The following is a 14118-nucleotide window of genomic DNA, read 5'->3' on the forward strand; positions in this document are numbered from 1 at the left end:
TGGCCGGGGTCAGCCGCCGCTGACGGTCAGGTTGTTGGTGGTGAAGTTCAGGCCGCCGGCCGACGAGGTGATCTCGTAGCCGAACTGCACGTCACCGATGGTCTCGTTGCCCATCCACTTCTTGGTGTCCTTGATCCACTTCAGGATCGGCAGGATGTTGACGCTGCCGGAGCTGGAGTCGGACGTGCGCAGGAACGAGAAGACCTCGTTGGCCCCGTTGTTCCCCTTGTAGACGTTCCAGGTGTGGCCGCCGAGGGTGACGCTGCCCTGGGAGGTGCCGAGCGGTCCGACCGCGCCGTTGTCATTGACCCAGAGCATGATCTCGTAGTCGTAGTCGGTGTCCCAGATGTCGTACGACGTGTTGTAGGCGCCGGACGACGGGACCGTGACGTTGTAGGTGCTGCTGAGCGAGGACAGGGAGGTGATCGTCTTGTTGATCACCTTCTTGGAGTTGGGGTAGGACTTGATGCCGCCGGTGTTGGGGTGGTCGGCCCAGACGCCCCAGTTGGTGCCGGAGTTGGCCCAGACGCACTGGCTGCCGGCGCCGGATCCCCAGATGTTGTTGTAGAGCGTGTAGCCGTTCAGGCTCGTGTTGCCCCACTGGTCGCAGGAGTTCCAGACGGCGGCGGAGGCGGGGGCGGAGGCGAGGCCCACGGTGGCGCCGAGCGCGAGGGCCGGGGCCAGCAGGGCCTTGGTGAGCCTGCTCAGGGTGCGTGTTGCCATGGTGTCCCTTCCATGGGTGGGGGGAACTGCGGGGGGATCACCGCGCTCTCACCGTGAGGACGCGGTCTTCTCCGGCGACGAGGTCGAGGGGCTCGCCGCCGGAGGAAGTCATGAGTTCGACGCGGGCGTCGCGGCTCGGCCGGAGCACGGCGGTGGCGGTGCCGTCCCGGCTCCAGGTGAGGTCCAGCCCGGCGCCGAACCGGGTGCGCACGCCGCGCAGCGCGCCGTCGGGGAGGTCCGCCGGGAGCGCGGGGAGCAGCACCAGCCGGTCGGGGGTGGACTGCACGAGCATCTCGATCAGTACGCCGGGCAGGGTGTGCGCGGCGTCGGCGTTGTAGACGTCGCGGCCGGGGTAGTGCGCGCTCATCAGCGAGGAATGGAAGAAGTCGCCGTCCAGGACCCGGCCGAGGGCGTGGGCGACGCGGTCGCCGTCCCGGAGCCGGGCCGCGACGAGGGCGTGGTGCAGATGGCCGTGCGCGGAGTCGTTCTCGGCGCCGCGCAGTTCCAGGGCGCGGTGGGCGGCGGCCGCGAGCCCGGGGGTGTCGTAGGGGGTGATCTCGTCGAGCGGCCAGACGCCGTAGAGGTGGCTGAGGTGGCGGTGGTCGTAGGAGTCCTCCAGGCCCGGCCAGGCCCATTCGGCCAGGGCTCCGTCGGCGTTGACGCGGTGCGGCGGGAGCCGGTCGGCGAGGGCGTTCCAGCGGTCGGCTTCCGGGGTGCCCGGGTGGTAGGCGGCGGCCGTGCGCAGGGCGTGGCGGGCCGCGGAGAGGTCCATGGCGGCGTTGATCGTGCCCCAGCTCGCGTTGGCGGGGCGGTTCTCGGGTGAGTAGGAGGGGACGACGACGAGGTGGCCGTCGTCATCGGTGCGAGTGAGGAAGTCCTCGAAGAAGAGGGCGACGTCGGCGAGGGCGGCGGCGGTGCGCGGGTCGCGGGCGCCCCGGGTGTCGTCGTGGTCGACGAGCGGCTTGAGCAGCCAGTCGGCCCCGGCCGTCCACAGGTGCAGCGGGTACTCGCGGCTGAAGTGGCAGGAGTGGCCGGACTCGCCGTCGGTGTGGGCGGGGGCGACGGCGCCCCGGGTGCCGAAGACGGCCCGGGCGTTGTCGCGCCAGTCGGGCAGCAGACGGTGGATCAGGTGCGCGTGGGCCTCGGTGACCTCGGGCAGGGCGGCGGCCGCGGCCGAGGCGGTCTGGAGGTTGAGGTTGGCGTCGTTGGTGAAGGCGCCCGACCAGGCGGTGTTCCAGTCCCCGGTCCACAGTCCGGTCAGGCGGGGCGGGAAGAGGCCGCTCGCGCTGAGCAGGTGGTAGCGGCCGGCGGCGAAGAGGCGTTCCAGCAGGGCGGCGCCGCGCGGCCGCTTGAGCAGTTCGGAGCCCGGCAGGGCGCGTTCGGCGGGGTCGGCGCGCAGGTCGAGGGTGACGCGGGCGTAGGCGGTGCGGTGCAGGGCGGCATGGCGGTCCAGGAGTTCGGCGGGGTCGGCGGGCAGGTCGCGCAGGGCACGGCCCTCGGCGACCACGTCGAGCTCGCCGGTGTGCCGGAACACCCGGGTGAGGATCAGGACGGACCGGGCGCCCTCGATGTGCACGCCCGGGGGCACGAGGGTGGTGGTGCCACCGGTGACGGTGATCCGGGTGACGCCGGTGCAGGCCCGGTCGCTGTCCGGGTAGCGGACGCGCAGGCTGAGCAGGGCGCCGTCGGGGGTGAGGACGGCTCCGTGGCCGACGCCCAGTCCGACGGGGGCGCCGGGGAGCCGGTGGTCCAGGTCGATGTCGAGGGTCAGGGCGGGGCCCGTGACGTGCTGGACGATCACGTCGTCGGCGCGGGAGACGAAGACCCGCCCGGCCCAGCCGTCGCAGGCCGCGCTCACCACGCCGGTGGTGAAGTCGACGTCCCGGCGGTAGCCGGGGCAGTTGCCGGCCGGCCGGACCACCCGGACCTGGAAGGCGGGGTGGAAGGGCTGCACCCACTGGAGCGGGCGGCCGTCCGTGAAGCTCTCGGCGGCACTCGTGTCACCGGCCAGGAGGCGGTCCTGGAGGGCGGCGAGACCGGCCGCGAGCTGCGGGGGCCGGTCGTCCCGGCCGTTGGGCCGCACCAGTGAGTGGTGCGTGACGACGACCCGCTCGGCGTTCGGGTCGCCGAACACGAGGGCGCCGTGGTGGCCGTTGCCGCTGAGGAAGGCGTCCTCCCAGCGGCCGGCCGGGTGCGGCTCCCAGGTGCCGTGGACGGGGGCGGAGTCGGTCATGGCCGCAGCACCGCCGCCCCGTGGCGCCCGAGGGTGATCCGGTCGGTGATGTCCGTGCCGGTCAGCAGGTCGTGGTGGGTGCCGGGCACCTCGACGGTGACCGGCTCGCGGCCGTGGTTGAGCACGAACAGCACCTCGCCCCGGCGTACGGCCTCCACCTGCTCGGGCAGTCCGTCGAGCACCGGCCGGACGCCCGCGCCCCTGGCGATGCGGGCCAGCAGGTCGCGCAGCGCGGCGGGCTCCGGGAGCGTGGAGACGTACCAGGCCCGGCCCTTGCGCAGCACGGCGGGCAGCCCGTCGAGTTCGCCGCCCTGGTAGAGCAGGGTCTCCTCGGCGGTGCCGTCGCCCTCCAGCTCCTCGGACCACAGGGTGCCCCGGAAGCCCTCGCAGGTGACGGTCTCCCCCTCGTCCAGCGGCCACCACTCGTGCAGCGTGCGGATGCCGAACAGTTCCCGCAGCCGGGCGTCCATGCCGCCGGGGCGGACCCGGTCGTCCTCGTCGGCGACGCCGGTGTGGAACCCGCAGACGAGGGTGCCGCCCTGCCGCACGTACGCCAGGAGGTTGCCGGTCGCGGTGTCGGTGAGCGCGTACAGCTGGGGCACGACGACCAGCGGGTACCGCGTCAGATCATGCTCGGGGTGGGCGAAGTCGGTGGTGAGGTGCGCCTGCCACAGGGCCCGGTGCCAGGCGCGCAGGACGTCGGGGTACTCCACCCGGCTGGACGGGCGGCCGTCCTGGGCGCCGGCCCACCAGGAGTGCCAGTCGTGCAGGACGGCGATGTCCGCGGTGAGGTGCCGGCCGCTCACCTCGGGGGCGATCCGCGCCAGGTCGGCGCCGAGCCCCTTGACCTCCTGGTACGTCCGGCCCTCCTCCCCCGCGTGGCTGACCATGCCGGAGTGGAACTTCTCGGCGCCCTGCCGGGACTGCCGCCACTGGAAGTAGCAGACGGCGTCGGCGCCCCGGGCCACGGCCTGGAGCGACCACAGCCGGTTCATCCCCCGGGGCTTGGGGTGGTTCACCCCCCGCCAGTTGACCGGCCCGGCCGCCTGCTCCATGAGCATCCACGGCCCGCGGGCCTGGGAGCGGGTCATGTCCTGCACCAGGGCGCCGCTCTGGGCGCCCAGCGGGTCGCGCGGGTCGGGGTACAGGTCGACGGAGACGACGTCCTCCTCCCCGGCCCAGCGCCACGCGTCCTGGCCGGACCACAGCGGCATGAAGTTGGTGGTGACCGGGATGTGCGGGGTGTGGCGGCGGACGATGTCCCGCTCGGCGGTGTAGCACTCCAGGAGCATGTCGGAGGTGAACCGCCGGAAGCCCAGGACCTGACCGGGGTTGCGCAGGTAGTGCGGCAGGCGGGGCGGCAGGATGCCGTCCCAGGTGTCGTAGCCCTGGCTCCAGAAGGCGGTGCCCCAGGCCTCGTTGAGGGCGTCGAGCGTGCGGTACTTCGCGCGCAGCCAGCGGCGGAAGGCGGCCGCGGCCTCGTCGCCGTGGTCGTAGGTGCAGTACTCGTTGTTGATGTGCCACATCGTCAGGGCCGGGTGGCCGCCGTAGCGGGCGGCCAGGTCCTCGGTGATGGCGGCGGCGTAGCGCCGGTAGGTGGCGCTGGAGTGCGAGAAGTGCTGCCGTCCGCCCCACCACTCGGTGCGGCCGTCCTCGGTGACGGGCAGGGTGTCGGGGTGCAGCCGGCCCATCCAGGGCGGGGGCGAGGAGGTCGGGGTGGCGAGGACGACGCCGATGCCGTGCTCGTGCATCAGGTCCATCAGCGTGTCCAGCCGGCCGAACTCCCGTGCGCCGGGCTCGGGTTCCAGCATCGACCAGGAGAAGACGCCGAGGGTGACCGAGTTGACGCCGGCGGCCTTCATCAGCCGGACGTCCTCGTGCCAGGTCTCCTCGGGCCACTGCTCCGGGTTGTAGTCGCCGCCGTAGAGGAGGCGGCCCCGGGTCGCGTCGGTCAGGCCGGGCATCAGGCGGGCTCCCCGTACTGGACGCCGCGCCCGTTGGTGGCGATGTAGACCCGGCCGTACACGCGCGGGTCGCCCGTGACGGCGGCGCCGATCCAGCCCCACTGGTGCCGGTCGTCGTTGATCCGTGTCCAGGTCTTCGCCTCGTCGTCCGAGCGGTACACGGCGGTGACCGCCTCGGTGGAGCCGACCATGTAGAGCGCCGGGTAGGAGGCACCCTCGGCGGCCTTGCCGAAGCCGAGGGTGTACGAGGCCCGGCAGCCGGCGACCTTGGTGAAGGTCGTGCCGCCGTCGGTGGAGCGGTACAGCCCGTTCCCCTTGAGGCTGAGCCACAGGTCGCCGGTACGGCCCGGGGCGGCCGTCAACTGGAACTCGGCGTCGCCGGTGGCCAGGCCGGTCGCCCCCGCGGTGAAGGTCAGTCCGCCGTCGGTGCTGGCGAACACCGTGCCGGTGGTGGTGTCGAAGGCGTAGAAGCGGGCCGGGTCGACGGGGTCGGCGACCGGGACGGCGCCCTTCGGGAAGGAGGCGACCTCGGACCAGGTGGTGCCGTTGTCGGCCGAGCGGTAGCCGGGGTTGCCCGTGCCGAAGGACCACAGCAGCACGCTGCCGTCGGCGTTGGTGGCGATCGGTCCCGGGGCGTCCTTGGCGACGGCGGGCTGCGCCTCGAAGGGGGCCCAGGTCCTGCCGCCGTCGTTCGACCAGGCCCCGTTGCCGTGGTCGCCCCAGCCCGCCCGGACCACGTACGACGGCTCGGCCGCGGCCAGCGACAGGCCGGTCGACGTGCCGAACACCGGGTTCGACGCCATGCCGCGTGAGGGCGACGCCGTGAGCCGCTCGTGGTACATCACGCCGATGTCGCCGGACCCGCTGAGCAGGTGTGCCTCGCCGGCCGGGGGCGAGAGCAGCTGGCGGACGGAGGCCTCCTCCAGGCCGCGGATCTGCGGCGCCCAGTGCTTGAGGTCGCGGGTCCCGTACAGGGTGGCGCCCGTGCCGTACACGACGTGCCGCGAGTCGTACGGGTCGAGGGCGAGGGCCTGGATCCACCAGCCGAACTTGGGCTTGTCGCCGCCCCAGTTGAGGAACGGCGTCTCGGAGACGTCGAAGACGGCCGTGTCCTTCAAGGAGGTCCAGCTGCGGCCGCCGTCGGTGGAGCGGAACACGGTGTCGATCTCGGCCCAGCGGTTATTGGTGGAGACGACGAGCGTGCCGGGCCGGCGGGCGTCGACGGCGACCCCGCCGTAGCCGAAGGAGTCGGTCCCGCCGTCGCCCGTGGTGCCGCCGGGCTTGACGGGTGTGACCTCGGTCCATGTCCCGCTGCTGGTGCGCAGCTTGTGCACACTGCCGTCGGACTGGCCGTTGGGTCCGGGCGCGTCGGCGTACGTCACGTACAGCTCGCGGGTGTGCCGGTCGTACGCGGCGCGGATCGGCACCCTGGCGGCGATGCCCGTGGGCTGCCCGGGGACGGCCTCCCAGGTGGTGCCGTCGGCGGTGCGGTAGAGGTTCGCGGAGGTGCCGTCGGAGTCGCCCCAGCCGGCGTAGACGGTACGGCCCGCCGCCACCAGGAGCGTGATGCCCCGGCCGGTGGGGCCGGGTGTGGCCGGGAAGCTCACGGCCTGCCAACTGGCGCCCCGGTCCGTCGACCTGAGCAGTCCGTCGTGCCGGGTGCCGAGCCAGAGGGTGTCGCTGTCGCGCGGGTCGACGAGCAGCCGCTCACCGCATCCGCGCCCGTCCTCGTTGGCCCCGAGCTTCACGGTGAGGTCGGTGCGCCGCCACGTGGCTCCGCGGTCCTCGGAGCGCAGCACGGCCCCGTTGCCGGCCCAGGGCTGGGCATAGGTGCCGAGGGCGAGGTAGACCCGGTCCGGATGGGACGGGTCGACGGCCATGGCCTCCACGCCCAGCAGGTTCCAGTCGTCCCAGCCGATGTGGTCGGTCAGCGGCACCCACCGGCCGGTCCGGTCCTCCCAGCGGTAGGCGCCGCCGATGTCGGTACGGGCGTAGGCGAGGCCGCGCACGGCGGGGTGGAACAGCACGCCGGTGATGAATCCGGTGCCACCCTGGACGACGTTGCGCCAGCGGTAGGCCCGGCCGGCCGGGACGGCCGCCTCCGCGGCGTGCGCGCGGCCGGACAGGAGGGGAACGGCGGTGAGCGCGGCGACGGCGGCGGTCCCGGCCAGGACGGTTCTTCTGCTCGGGCTGGACGCATGCATGACATACCTCGTCTTCACGAAGGGGGGAGGACAGGGGGACCTGGGGGCGCGGGGAACTGCGCGATCAGCCTTGGAGGGGCCGCACACGGAAGACGAGGGACAGCCCGACGGCGCGATCCGTCAGCCCTTCACCGCGCCCGTCAGCATCCCCTTCTTGAAGTGCCTCTGGACGAAGGGTGACAGCACGGCGACCGGCAACAGGGCCATCACCATGACCGCCATCTGCACCGCCAGCCCCGACAACTGACCCGTCTTGATGGCCTGTCCGAGACCGACCGGCGCTTCCTGCTTCTGCACGAGCTGGATCATCACGTTCTGCAACGGCATCATGTCCTGGTCGTTCAGGTAGAGCGACGCGTTGAACCAGGCACTCCAGTAGCCCACGGCGTAGAACAGCGTGATCACCGCGAGGACGGCCCGTGACAGCGGCATGACGATCTGCCGGAGGATGCGGAAGTCCCCGGCACCGTCGATGCGCGCGCTGTCGACGAGTTCCTGCGAGATCCCCATGAAGAAGCCGCGCAGCACCAGGATGTTGAAGACGCTCACCGCGCTCGGCAGGATCAGCGCGAGGTAGCTGTCCGTCAGGCCGAGGGACTGCACGAGCAGATACGTGGGGATGAGGCCGGCGCTGAAGAACATGGTCGCCAGCAACGTCATCAGGATCCAGCGGTGGCCGAGGGAACCGCTGCGGGACAGGCCGTATGCGCACAGGACGGACACCGCCATGGAGAACAGCGTGCCGACCAGGGTGACGAGAATGCTGATGACCGCGGCGCGGGTGACCTGGCCGCCGCCGAGCAGTTCCCGGTACGCGATGAAGGTGATGCCCTTGGGCACCAGCACCAGGCCGCCCGCCTCGTCGATGGTCTTCCGCGAGGAGAGGCTGGTGACGACCACGATCCACAGTGGGAAGAGGATCGCCAGGCAGGCGAAGGACAGGGCGATGCCCTTGCCCGCGAGGCCGGCCCTGGAGGGCTCCTCCTCCCACGCGGGGCGGGGCGGGGCGGCCCACGGGCGCGGCTTGTTCGCCGGCTTCTCGACGACGGCGGTCACTTCTTGTACACCCCCTGCTCGCCCATGAGATGGGCCACCTTGTTCGCGGCGAGGACCAGGCCGATGCTGACCACGCCCTTGATGAGACCGGCGGCGGCCGCGTAGCTGAAGTCCTGGTTGCGCACGCCGTTCCACCACACGAAGGTGTCGAGGACCTCCCCCGCTCCCGGTCCGACGGCGTCGCGTTGCAGCAGGATCTGCTCGAACCCGACGGTCAGGGCGTCGCCGACGCGCAGCACCAGCAGGAGCGCGATCACCGGTCGCAGGGCGGGCAGCGTGACGTGCCACATGCGGCGCCAGCGTCCGGCGCCGTCCATCGCGGCCGCCTCGTAGTGGTCCTGGGACACCGAGGCCAGGGCCGCGAGGAAGACGATGATCCCCCACCCGGCGTCCTTCCACACACTCTGCGCGGTGAGCAGGAAGGCGAAGGTGTCCGGGTTGGTCATGATGTCGATGCCGTCGTACCCGTTCTGCCGCAGAAGCTGGGAGAGCATCCCCGCGCCGCCGAACATCTGCTGGAAGACGGCGATGACCAGCACCCACGAGAAGAAGTGCGGCAGGTAGAGCACCGCCTGCGCGACGGCCCGCACGCGGGGCCGGACCACGCTGTTGATGAGCAGCGCGAGCAGGATCGGGATCGGGAAGAACAGCACGAGCTGGACGAAGAACAGCACCAGCGTGTTCTCGACGGCGTTCCAGAAGGCCGAGTCCTCGAAGATCCGCTGGAAGTTCTCCAGGCCCACGAAGGGGCTGTTCAGGATGGAGATGACGCCGTTGTCGCTGATGTAGGGGTCGTAGTCCTGGAAGGCGACGACGTTGCCGAGGATGGGCAGGTAGTTGAAGACCAGCACCAGCAGGACGGCCGGCAGGGTCATGAGGACCAGGACGCGATCGCGTCGGAACCTGTGCCGGAGGCTCAGCCTGGCCTCGGGCGGCCTCTGCCGGGATCCGGTGACGTCACCGGGCGCCACCGGGGTCTTCTTGAGCGTTCCGGCCTCGGTACCGCTCCGAGGCACCGTGCTGTGCGACACGGCTGTTCTCCTTGCCTCAGGGCCGGGTCAGCTCGCCGCCGAGCCGTTCTCGTCGAGGAGCTTCCGGTACCAGTCGCGCAGTTCGTCGCCGCCCTTGCTCTTCCAGTCGGAGACGAACTGCTGCATGTCGCTGATCTTCTTCCGGCCGCGGACGATGTCGTCCTCGAGCTGCTCGACGTCGTTGGTGAGGTTGGTGTACCGGGCGGGCTCGGTGATCTGCATGCCCCAGAAGGAGGACTTCCTGGCGAACGCGCCCATCCGCTGCTGCCACTCGACCTGGCCCCTGGCGACCTCGGGGAAGTCGGGGTGCGCGAGGGTCGCGGCGGGAGACGCGACCATGACGTAGGCGTTCATCACCTCGATGTTGCCCTTGTCGGTCTTGACGGGGACGCCGTCCTTGACGGTGTAGTGGGTGCCTTCGACGCCGTAGTTGGTCATCATGTACTCCTTGGTGCCGTACGGCGCCGCGGTGACGTTGGCGACGGCCAGCACGTCGCGGACGACCGACTCGGAGGCCTTCTTGTTGACGAAGGCGAAGATGCCGGCGGGCTGATCGGCCCACAGGGTGGGGTCGCCTCCGTCGTGGCCCCAGACGTCCATGCCCCAGATCTTGAACTCCGGGTTCTGCGTGGCCTGTTCGGCGGTGCGGCCCCACCACTGGGAGATGTTGTTGGGGTAGATCAGGAACTCGCCCGCCGCGAACTTGGGACCCGGGTCGGGGGCGTTCTTGCCCATCTTGGAGTCGGGGTGGACGACCCCGGCGGCGAAGAGCTTGCGGGACCACTCCAGGGCCTCGAGGAACTCCTCGGTCTCGATGCGGTTGACGAGCTTGCCGTCGACGAGGTTCCAGCCCAGCGGCTTCTCGCTGCCGGAGAGCACACCGAAGGCCTGGAAGGCGGTCCACTTCATGTCCAGGCAGGCCCACCGCTTGGCCCTGGCGTTGGTGATCTCCTTGGCCAGGGCCATGAACTCGTCGCAGGACCGCGGGACTTCGTAGCCCTCCTTCTCGAAGACGTCCTGCCGGTACAGAGGCACCATGGAGGGGGCGGACGGCGCCGGCATGGGCAGGCCGCGCAGCTTGCCGCCGAAGATGGAACGCCGCCAGGCGTCGGTCGGGATCGCGGCGAGGTTCGGGTACTCCTTGACCTCGTCCCCGGACAGGTAGGGGCCGAGGTCGGCGAACTTGCTGATGATGGCGCTGGGTATTTTGCCGCCCATGTTCCACCCGGGGACGACCACCACGTCCGGGACGTCGCTGGAGGCGAGGACCGCGCCGAGCTTCTGGTCGTAGGTGTTGCCGTCCTGGTTCTGCCAGACGACGTCGACGCCGATCAGGTCGTTCATCGCGGTGTAGTAGGCGTTGTCCTGCTTCGGCGGCGAACCCCAGAACGGCGCCATGACGGTGACCTTGCCGCCCTTGCCGAGCTTCTTCGCGACCGAGGTCTTGAGGGTGGCGAGGTCCAGCTTGCCGGTGAAGCCGATGGCCGAGCCGTTCCTGGACGGGATGTCCGGCTTCACCACGTTGCTGGCCACGTAGGCGGGCAGGATCTTCCTGGCGTCCTTGCCCGAGGTGGTGCCGTCCCGCGATCCGCTGTCCGATCCGCCGCACGCGGCGAGCAGCGGCGTCCCACCCGCCACCGCTGCGGTGGCGACCGCCGTGGAGGCGAGGAAACTTCTCCGGCTCGGTCCCGAGGAGGCGGAGGCGGCGTTCGGCGTCATTGCGTCAACCCTTCATGGCACACCAGGACACCCGGCGGAGGCCGTCGGCTGCGGTGTCTCGAGTGGAACTGGCTGAGCTGAAGCGGGACTTCGACCGATGCACCGGGTCTCACCAGTCGAAGCGCTTCGATGTTGCTGCGAGGTTAAGTGAACGCCCCAGGGTGCACAAGGGTCGTTCCCAAACTTCCTCCCGGGCTCAATAAGGGACCTTTCCTGTGCACCGCTTGAAGTGATGACTCCGCTCCCTTGACACCCGGCCCGTCGTCGAATCAGCATCGAAGCGCTTCGAAAGCGCCGCCGATCCAGTGCAAGGGATCCCCACGTGACCGCACACACGCCACCCACCGAACCGTTCCGTGATCCGCGGCTGCCCTTCGCGGAACGCGTCGACGACCTGCTGGGGCGGCTCACCCTCGACGAGAAGATCTCCTTCCTGCACCAGTTCGCGCCCGCCGTCGAACGGCTCGGCATCGCCGCGTTCCGCACCGGCCAGGAGGCCCTGCACGGCGTCGCCTGGATGGGTCCCGCGACGGTGTTCCCGCAGGCCGTCGGGCTCGGCGCGACCTGGAACCCCGACCTGGTACGGCGGGTCGGCGACGCCGTGTCCCGGGAGGTCCGCGCGATGCGCGCCAAGGACGACCGGGTCGGCCTCAACGTGTGGGCCCCGACGGTCAACCTGCTGCGCCACCCCCTGTGGGGCCGCAACGAGGAGGGCTACTCGGAGGACCCGAGGCTGACCTCGGCCATCGCCACCGCCTACACCCGCGGCCTGCGCGGCGACCACCCGGTCTACTGGCGCACCGCGCCCGTGCTGAAGCACTGGCTCGCCCACAACAACGAGACGGACCGCGCCACCTCGTCCAGCTCGGTGCGCCCGCGCGTGCTGCACGAGTACGACCTGCGGGCCTTCCGCGCCACGGTGGAGGCGGGCGCGGTGGCCGGGGTGATGCCGGCGTACAACCTGGTCAACGGCCGCCCCAACCACGTCTCCCCGTACCTGCGCGCGCACCTGCGCACCTGGACCGACCAGGAGCTGCTGGTCTGCTCGGACGCGGGCGCGCCGAGCAACCTGGTCGACGCCGAGCACTACTTCGACACGCACGAGGAGGCGACCGCCGCCTCGCTCGTCGCGGGCGTCGACAGCTTCACCGACCACGGAACGGACTCCTCGCAGATCACCGGGCGGCTGCGGCGGGCCCTGGAGCGCGGCCTGCTGACGGAGGCGGACCTCGACACGGCCGTGCGCCGGCAGCTCTCGGTGCGCTTCCGGCTCGGCGAGTTCGACCCGCGGGACGACCCGCACGAGGCGACGGCCGCGTTCGACACCCCGGAGCACCGCACGCTGGCGCAGGAGGCCGCCGAGCAGGCGATCGTGCTGCTGAAGAACGACGGGCTGCTGCCGCTGGCCGCCGGCACCCGCGTCGCCGTGGTGGGGCTGCTCGCCGACGAGTGCAAGCTCGACTGGTACAGCGGCACCCTCATCCACCGCTCGACCCCGCTGGAGGGCCTGTACGAGCGGTTCGGTGCGGAGCGGGTGGAGTTCGCCGAGGGCGTGGACCGGGTCCTGCTGCGGACCGCGTCGGGCGCGTTCCTGCACGTGCCGGTGGCCGGGGACGCCGCTGACGAGGTGCGCGGCGCCGAGGGCGCGCTCGACCCGGCGCTGCTCGCCGGCCGCACCGACCTGCCCGCGCTCACCACCGACGCGGCCGGCACCGAACTGGCCCTGGTCGACTGGGGCGGGGGCGTGCTGACCCTGCGGGCGCCCGACGGCCGCTACCTCTCGGTCGCCGAGGACGGGTACGTCCGCGCCGCCGCCGACCAGCCGGGCGGCTGGGTCGTGCAGGAGACGTTCAGCCTGGAACCGCACGGGGACGGGCACCTCCTCAAGCACCTGGGAACGGGTCGCCACGTCTGTGTCTCCGCCGACGGCGTGAAGGTTGCCGACGAGGATCCCGAGGTCTTCGAGCTGGTCGTCGCAGAGCGCGGCGAGGAGGCGGTGGCGCGTGCCGCGGCACGGGCGGACGTGGTCGTGGTGGTCGCGGGCAACGACCCGCACCTGGGCGGCCGGGAGACCGAGGACCGTACGACGCTGCGGCTGCCGGACCACCAGGAGCGGCTGCTGCGGGCGGCCCGCGCGGCGAACCCGGCCACCGTGCTGGCCCTGGTCAGCGCCTATCCGTACGCCGTCGACCCGGCGGAGCTGCCGGCCGTGCTGTGGACCGCGCACGGCGGCCAGGCGGCCGGCACCGCCCTGGCCCGCGTCCTGGCCGGCGACGTCTCCCCCGCCGGCCGCCTCCCGCAGACCTGGTACGCCTGCGACTCCGACCTGCCGGACCTGCTCGACTACGACGTCATCGGCAGCCGCCAGACGTACCTGTACTTCGAGGGCACGCCCCTGTTCCCCTTCGGGCACGGCCTGTCCTACGCGTCGTTCTCCTACGACGGGCTGACAGCGGCGGCCGGGGAGGAGGGGGTGCGGGTCTCCTTCTCGGTCACCAACACCGGCCGGCTCACGGCCGACGAGGTGGCCCAGCTCTATGTGCGGGCCGTCGGCCCGTCCCGTCCGCGTCCGCGCCGCGAGCTGCTGGACCACCGCCGGATCACGCTCGCCCCGGGCGCGACGGCACAGCTGACCTTCGACGTCCCGCTGTCCGCCTTCGCGTTCTGGGACGTGGCCCAGGAGCGGTGGCGGGTGGAGCCGGGCGCCTGCGAGTTGCTGGCCGGGGCGTCCAGCGAGGACATCCGGCTGCGGACGGAGGTCAGGCCGGCCGGCGAGCCCGCCCTGCCGCGTGCGGTCGTCACGGACGGCCTGGCCGCGGCCTCCTTCGACGAGCAGCGCGGCGTCGAGATCGTCGACCGGACGAAGGTGGCGGGCGACGCGGTGACGCCGGCGGACGTCTCCGGCGGCGAACTCGTCTACCGTGCCTGCGACTTCGGGCCCGGCGTCTGTGAAGTGACGGTGGAGGTGGCCGGCGAGGGCACGGTCGAGCTGTCCCTGGACGGCGGCCCGGTGCTGGCGGAGCTGTCGACCGCCGCGCCCACCCGGGGCCCGTACGACTACGTGCCGCTCGTCGCCGCTGTCGCCGCCGCGGGCGTGCACGACCTGCACCTGAGACTGCGCGGACCGCTGCGGCTCGCGCACGTCGGCTTCTCCGGCTGAGGGTCCGGAGCAGGCCGGCGCAGAGAAG

The 14118-nt window shown here is 71.8% G+C and carries 8 protein-coding genes; 1 reads left to right on the forward strand and 7 read right to left on the reverse strand.

Going from position 1 to position 14118, the window contains the following annotated elements; genetic code table 11:
• Positions 1 to 9 precede the first annotated feature (9 nt).
• The 7 genes from ABTZ58_RS30305 to ABTZ58_RS30335 form a co-directional block, all read right to left on the reverse strand.
• A complete protein-coding gene (locus tag ABTZ58_RS30305) occupies positions 10 to 723 on the reverse strand; it encodes a glycoside hydrolase family 12 protein (RefSeq protein ID WP_351363469.1) in 714 nt (237 codons plus the stop codon).
• Between the two features lie 37 nt (positions 724 to 760).
• A complete protein-coding gene (locus ABTZ58_RS30310; protein WP_351363472.1) occupies positions 761 to 2956 on the reverse strand; it encodes a glycosyl hydrolase family 95 catalytic domain-containing protein in 2196 nt (731 codons plus the stop codon).
• Positions 2953 to 4920: a beta-galactosidase gene (locus ABTZ58_RS30315; RefSeq protein ID WP_351363475.1), complete on the reverse strand. Its 1968-nt coding sequence runs from the start codon at positions 4918 to 4920 to the stop codon at positions 2953 to 2955. Before ABTZ58_RS30315 ends, ABTZ58_RS30310 begins: the two co-directional genes overlap by 4 nt.
• Positions 4920 to 7124, reverse strand: coding sequence for a 1,4-beta-glucanase (locus tag ABTZ58_RS30320; protein ID WP_351363478.1), 2205 nt, complete (start codon positions 7122 to 7124; stop codon positions 4920 to 4922). Before ABTZ58_RS30320 ends, ABTZ58_RS30315 begins: the two co-directional genes overlap by 1 nt.
• A gap of 120 nt (positions 7125 to 7244) precedes the next feature.
• Positions 7245 to 8180, reverse strand: coding sequence for a carbohydrate ABC transporter permease (locus ABTZ58_RS30325; protein WP_351363481.1), 936 nt, complete (start codon positions 8178 to 8180; stop codon positions 7245 to 7247).
• Positions 8177 to 9211 (reverse strand): ABC transporter permease, encoded by a 1035-nt coding sequence (locus tag ABTZ58_RS30330; RefSeq protein ID WP_351363483.1) that lies wholly within the window; start codon positions 9209 to 9211, stop codon positions 8177 to 8179. The genes ABTZ58_RS30325 and ABTZ58_RS30330 overlap by 4 nt, the downstream gene beginning before the upstream one ends.
• A gap of 27 nt (positions 9212 to 9238) precedes the next feature.
• Complete coding sequence (locus ABTZ58_RS30335; protein ID WP_351363486.1) at positions 9239 to 10930, reverse strand: extracellular solute-binding protein; 1692 nt, start codon at positions 10928 to 10930, stop codon at positions 9239 to 9241.
• Between the two features lie 322 nt (positions 10931 to 11252).
• Here ABTZ58_RS30335 and ABTZ58_RS30340 point away from each other — a divergent pair, with 322 nt between their 5' ends.
• Entirely contained in the window at positions 11253 to 14090 is a 2838-nt protein-coding gene (locus ABTZ58_RS30340) for a glycoside hydrolase family 3 C-terminal domain-containing protein (protein WP_351363489.1), read from the forward strand.
• Positions 14091 to 14118 lie beyond the last annotated feature (28 nt).

Source organism: Streptomyces sp. NPDC094143 (genome assembly GCF_040303825.1).
GTDB lineage: Bacteria > Actinomycetota > Actinomycetes > Streptomycetales > Streptomycetaceae > Streptomyces.

Bases quoted from the DNA above. Each gene is read 5' to 3' on its own strand.
- ABTZ58_RS30315 (WP_351363475.1), bottom strand. From the start codon at position 4,920: ATGCCCGGCCTGACCGACGCGACCCGGGGCCGCCTCCTCTACGGCGGC.
- ABTZ58_RS30320 (WP_351363478.1), bottom strand. From the start codon at position 7,124: ATGCATGCGTCCAGCCCGAGCAGAAGAACCGTCCTGGCCGGGACCGCC.
- ABTZ58_RS30310 (WP_351363472.1), bottom strand. From the start codon at position 2,956: ATGACCGACTCCGCCCCCGTCCACGGCACCTGGGAGCCGCACCCGGCC.
- ABTZ58_RS30305 (WP_351363469.1), bottom strand. From the start codon at position 723: ATGGCAACACGCACCCTGAGCAGGCTCACCAAGGCCCTGCTGGCCCCG.
- ABTZ58_RS30335 (WP_351363486.1), bottom strand. From the start codon at position 10,930: ATGACGCCGAACGCCGCCTCCGCCTCCTCGGGACCGAGCCGGAGAAGT.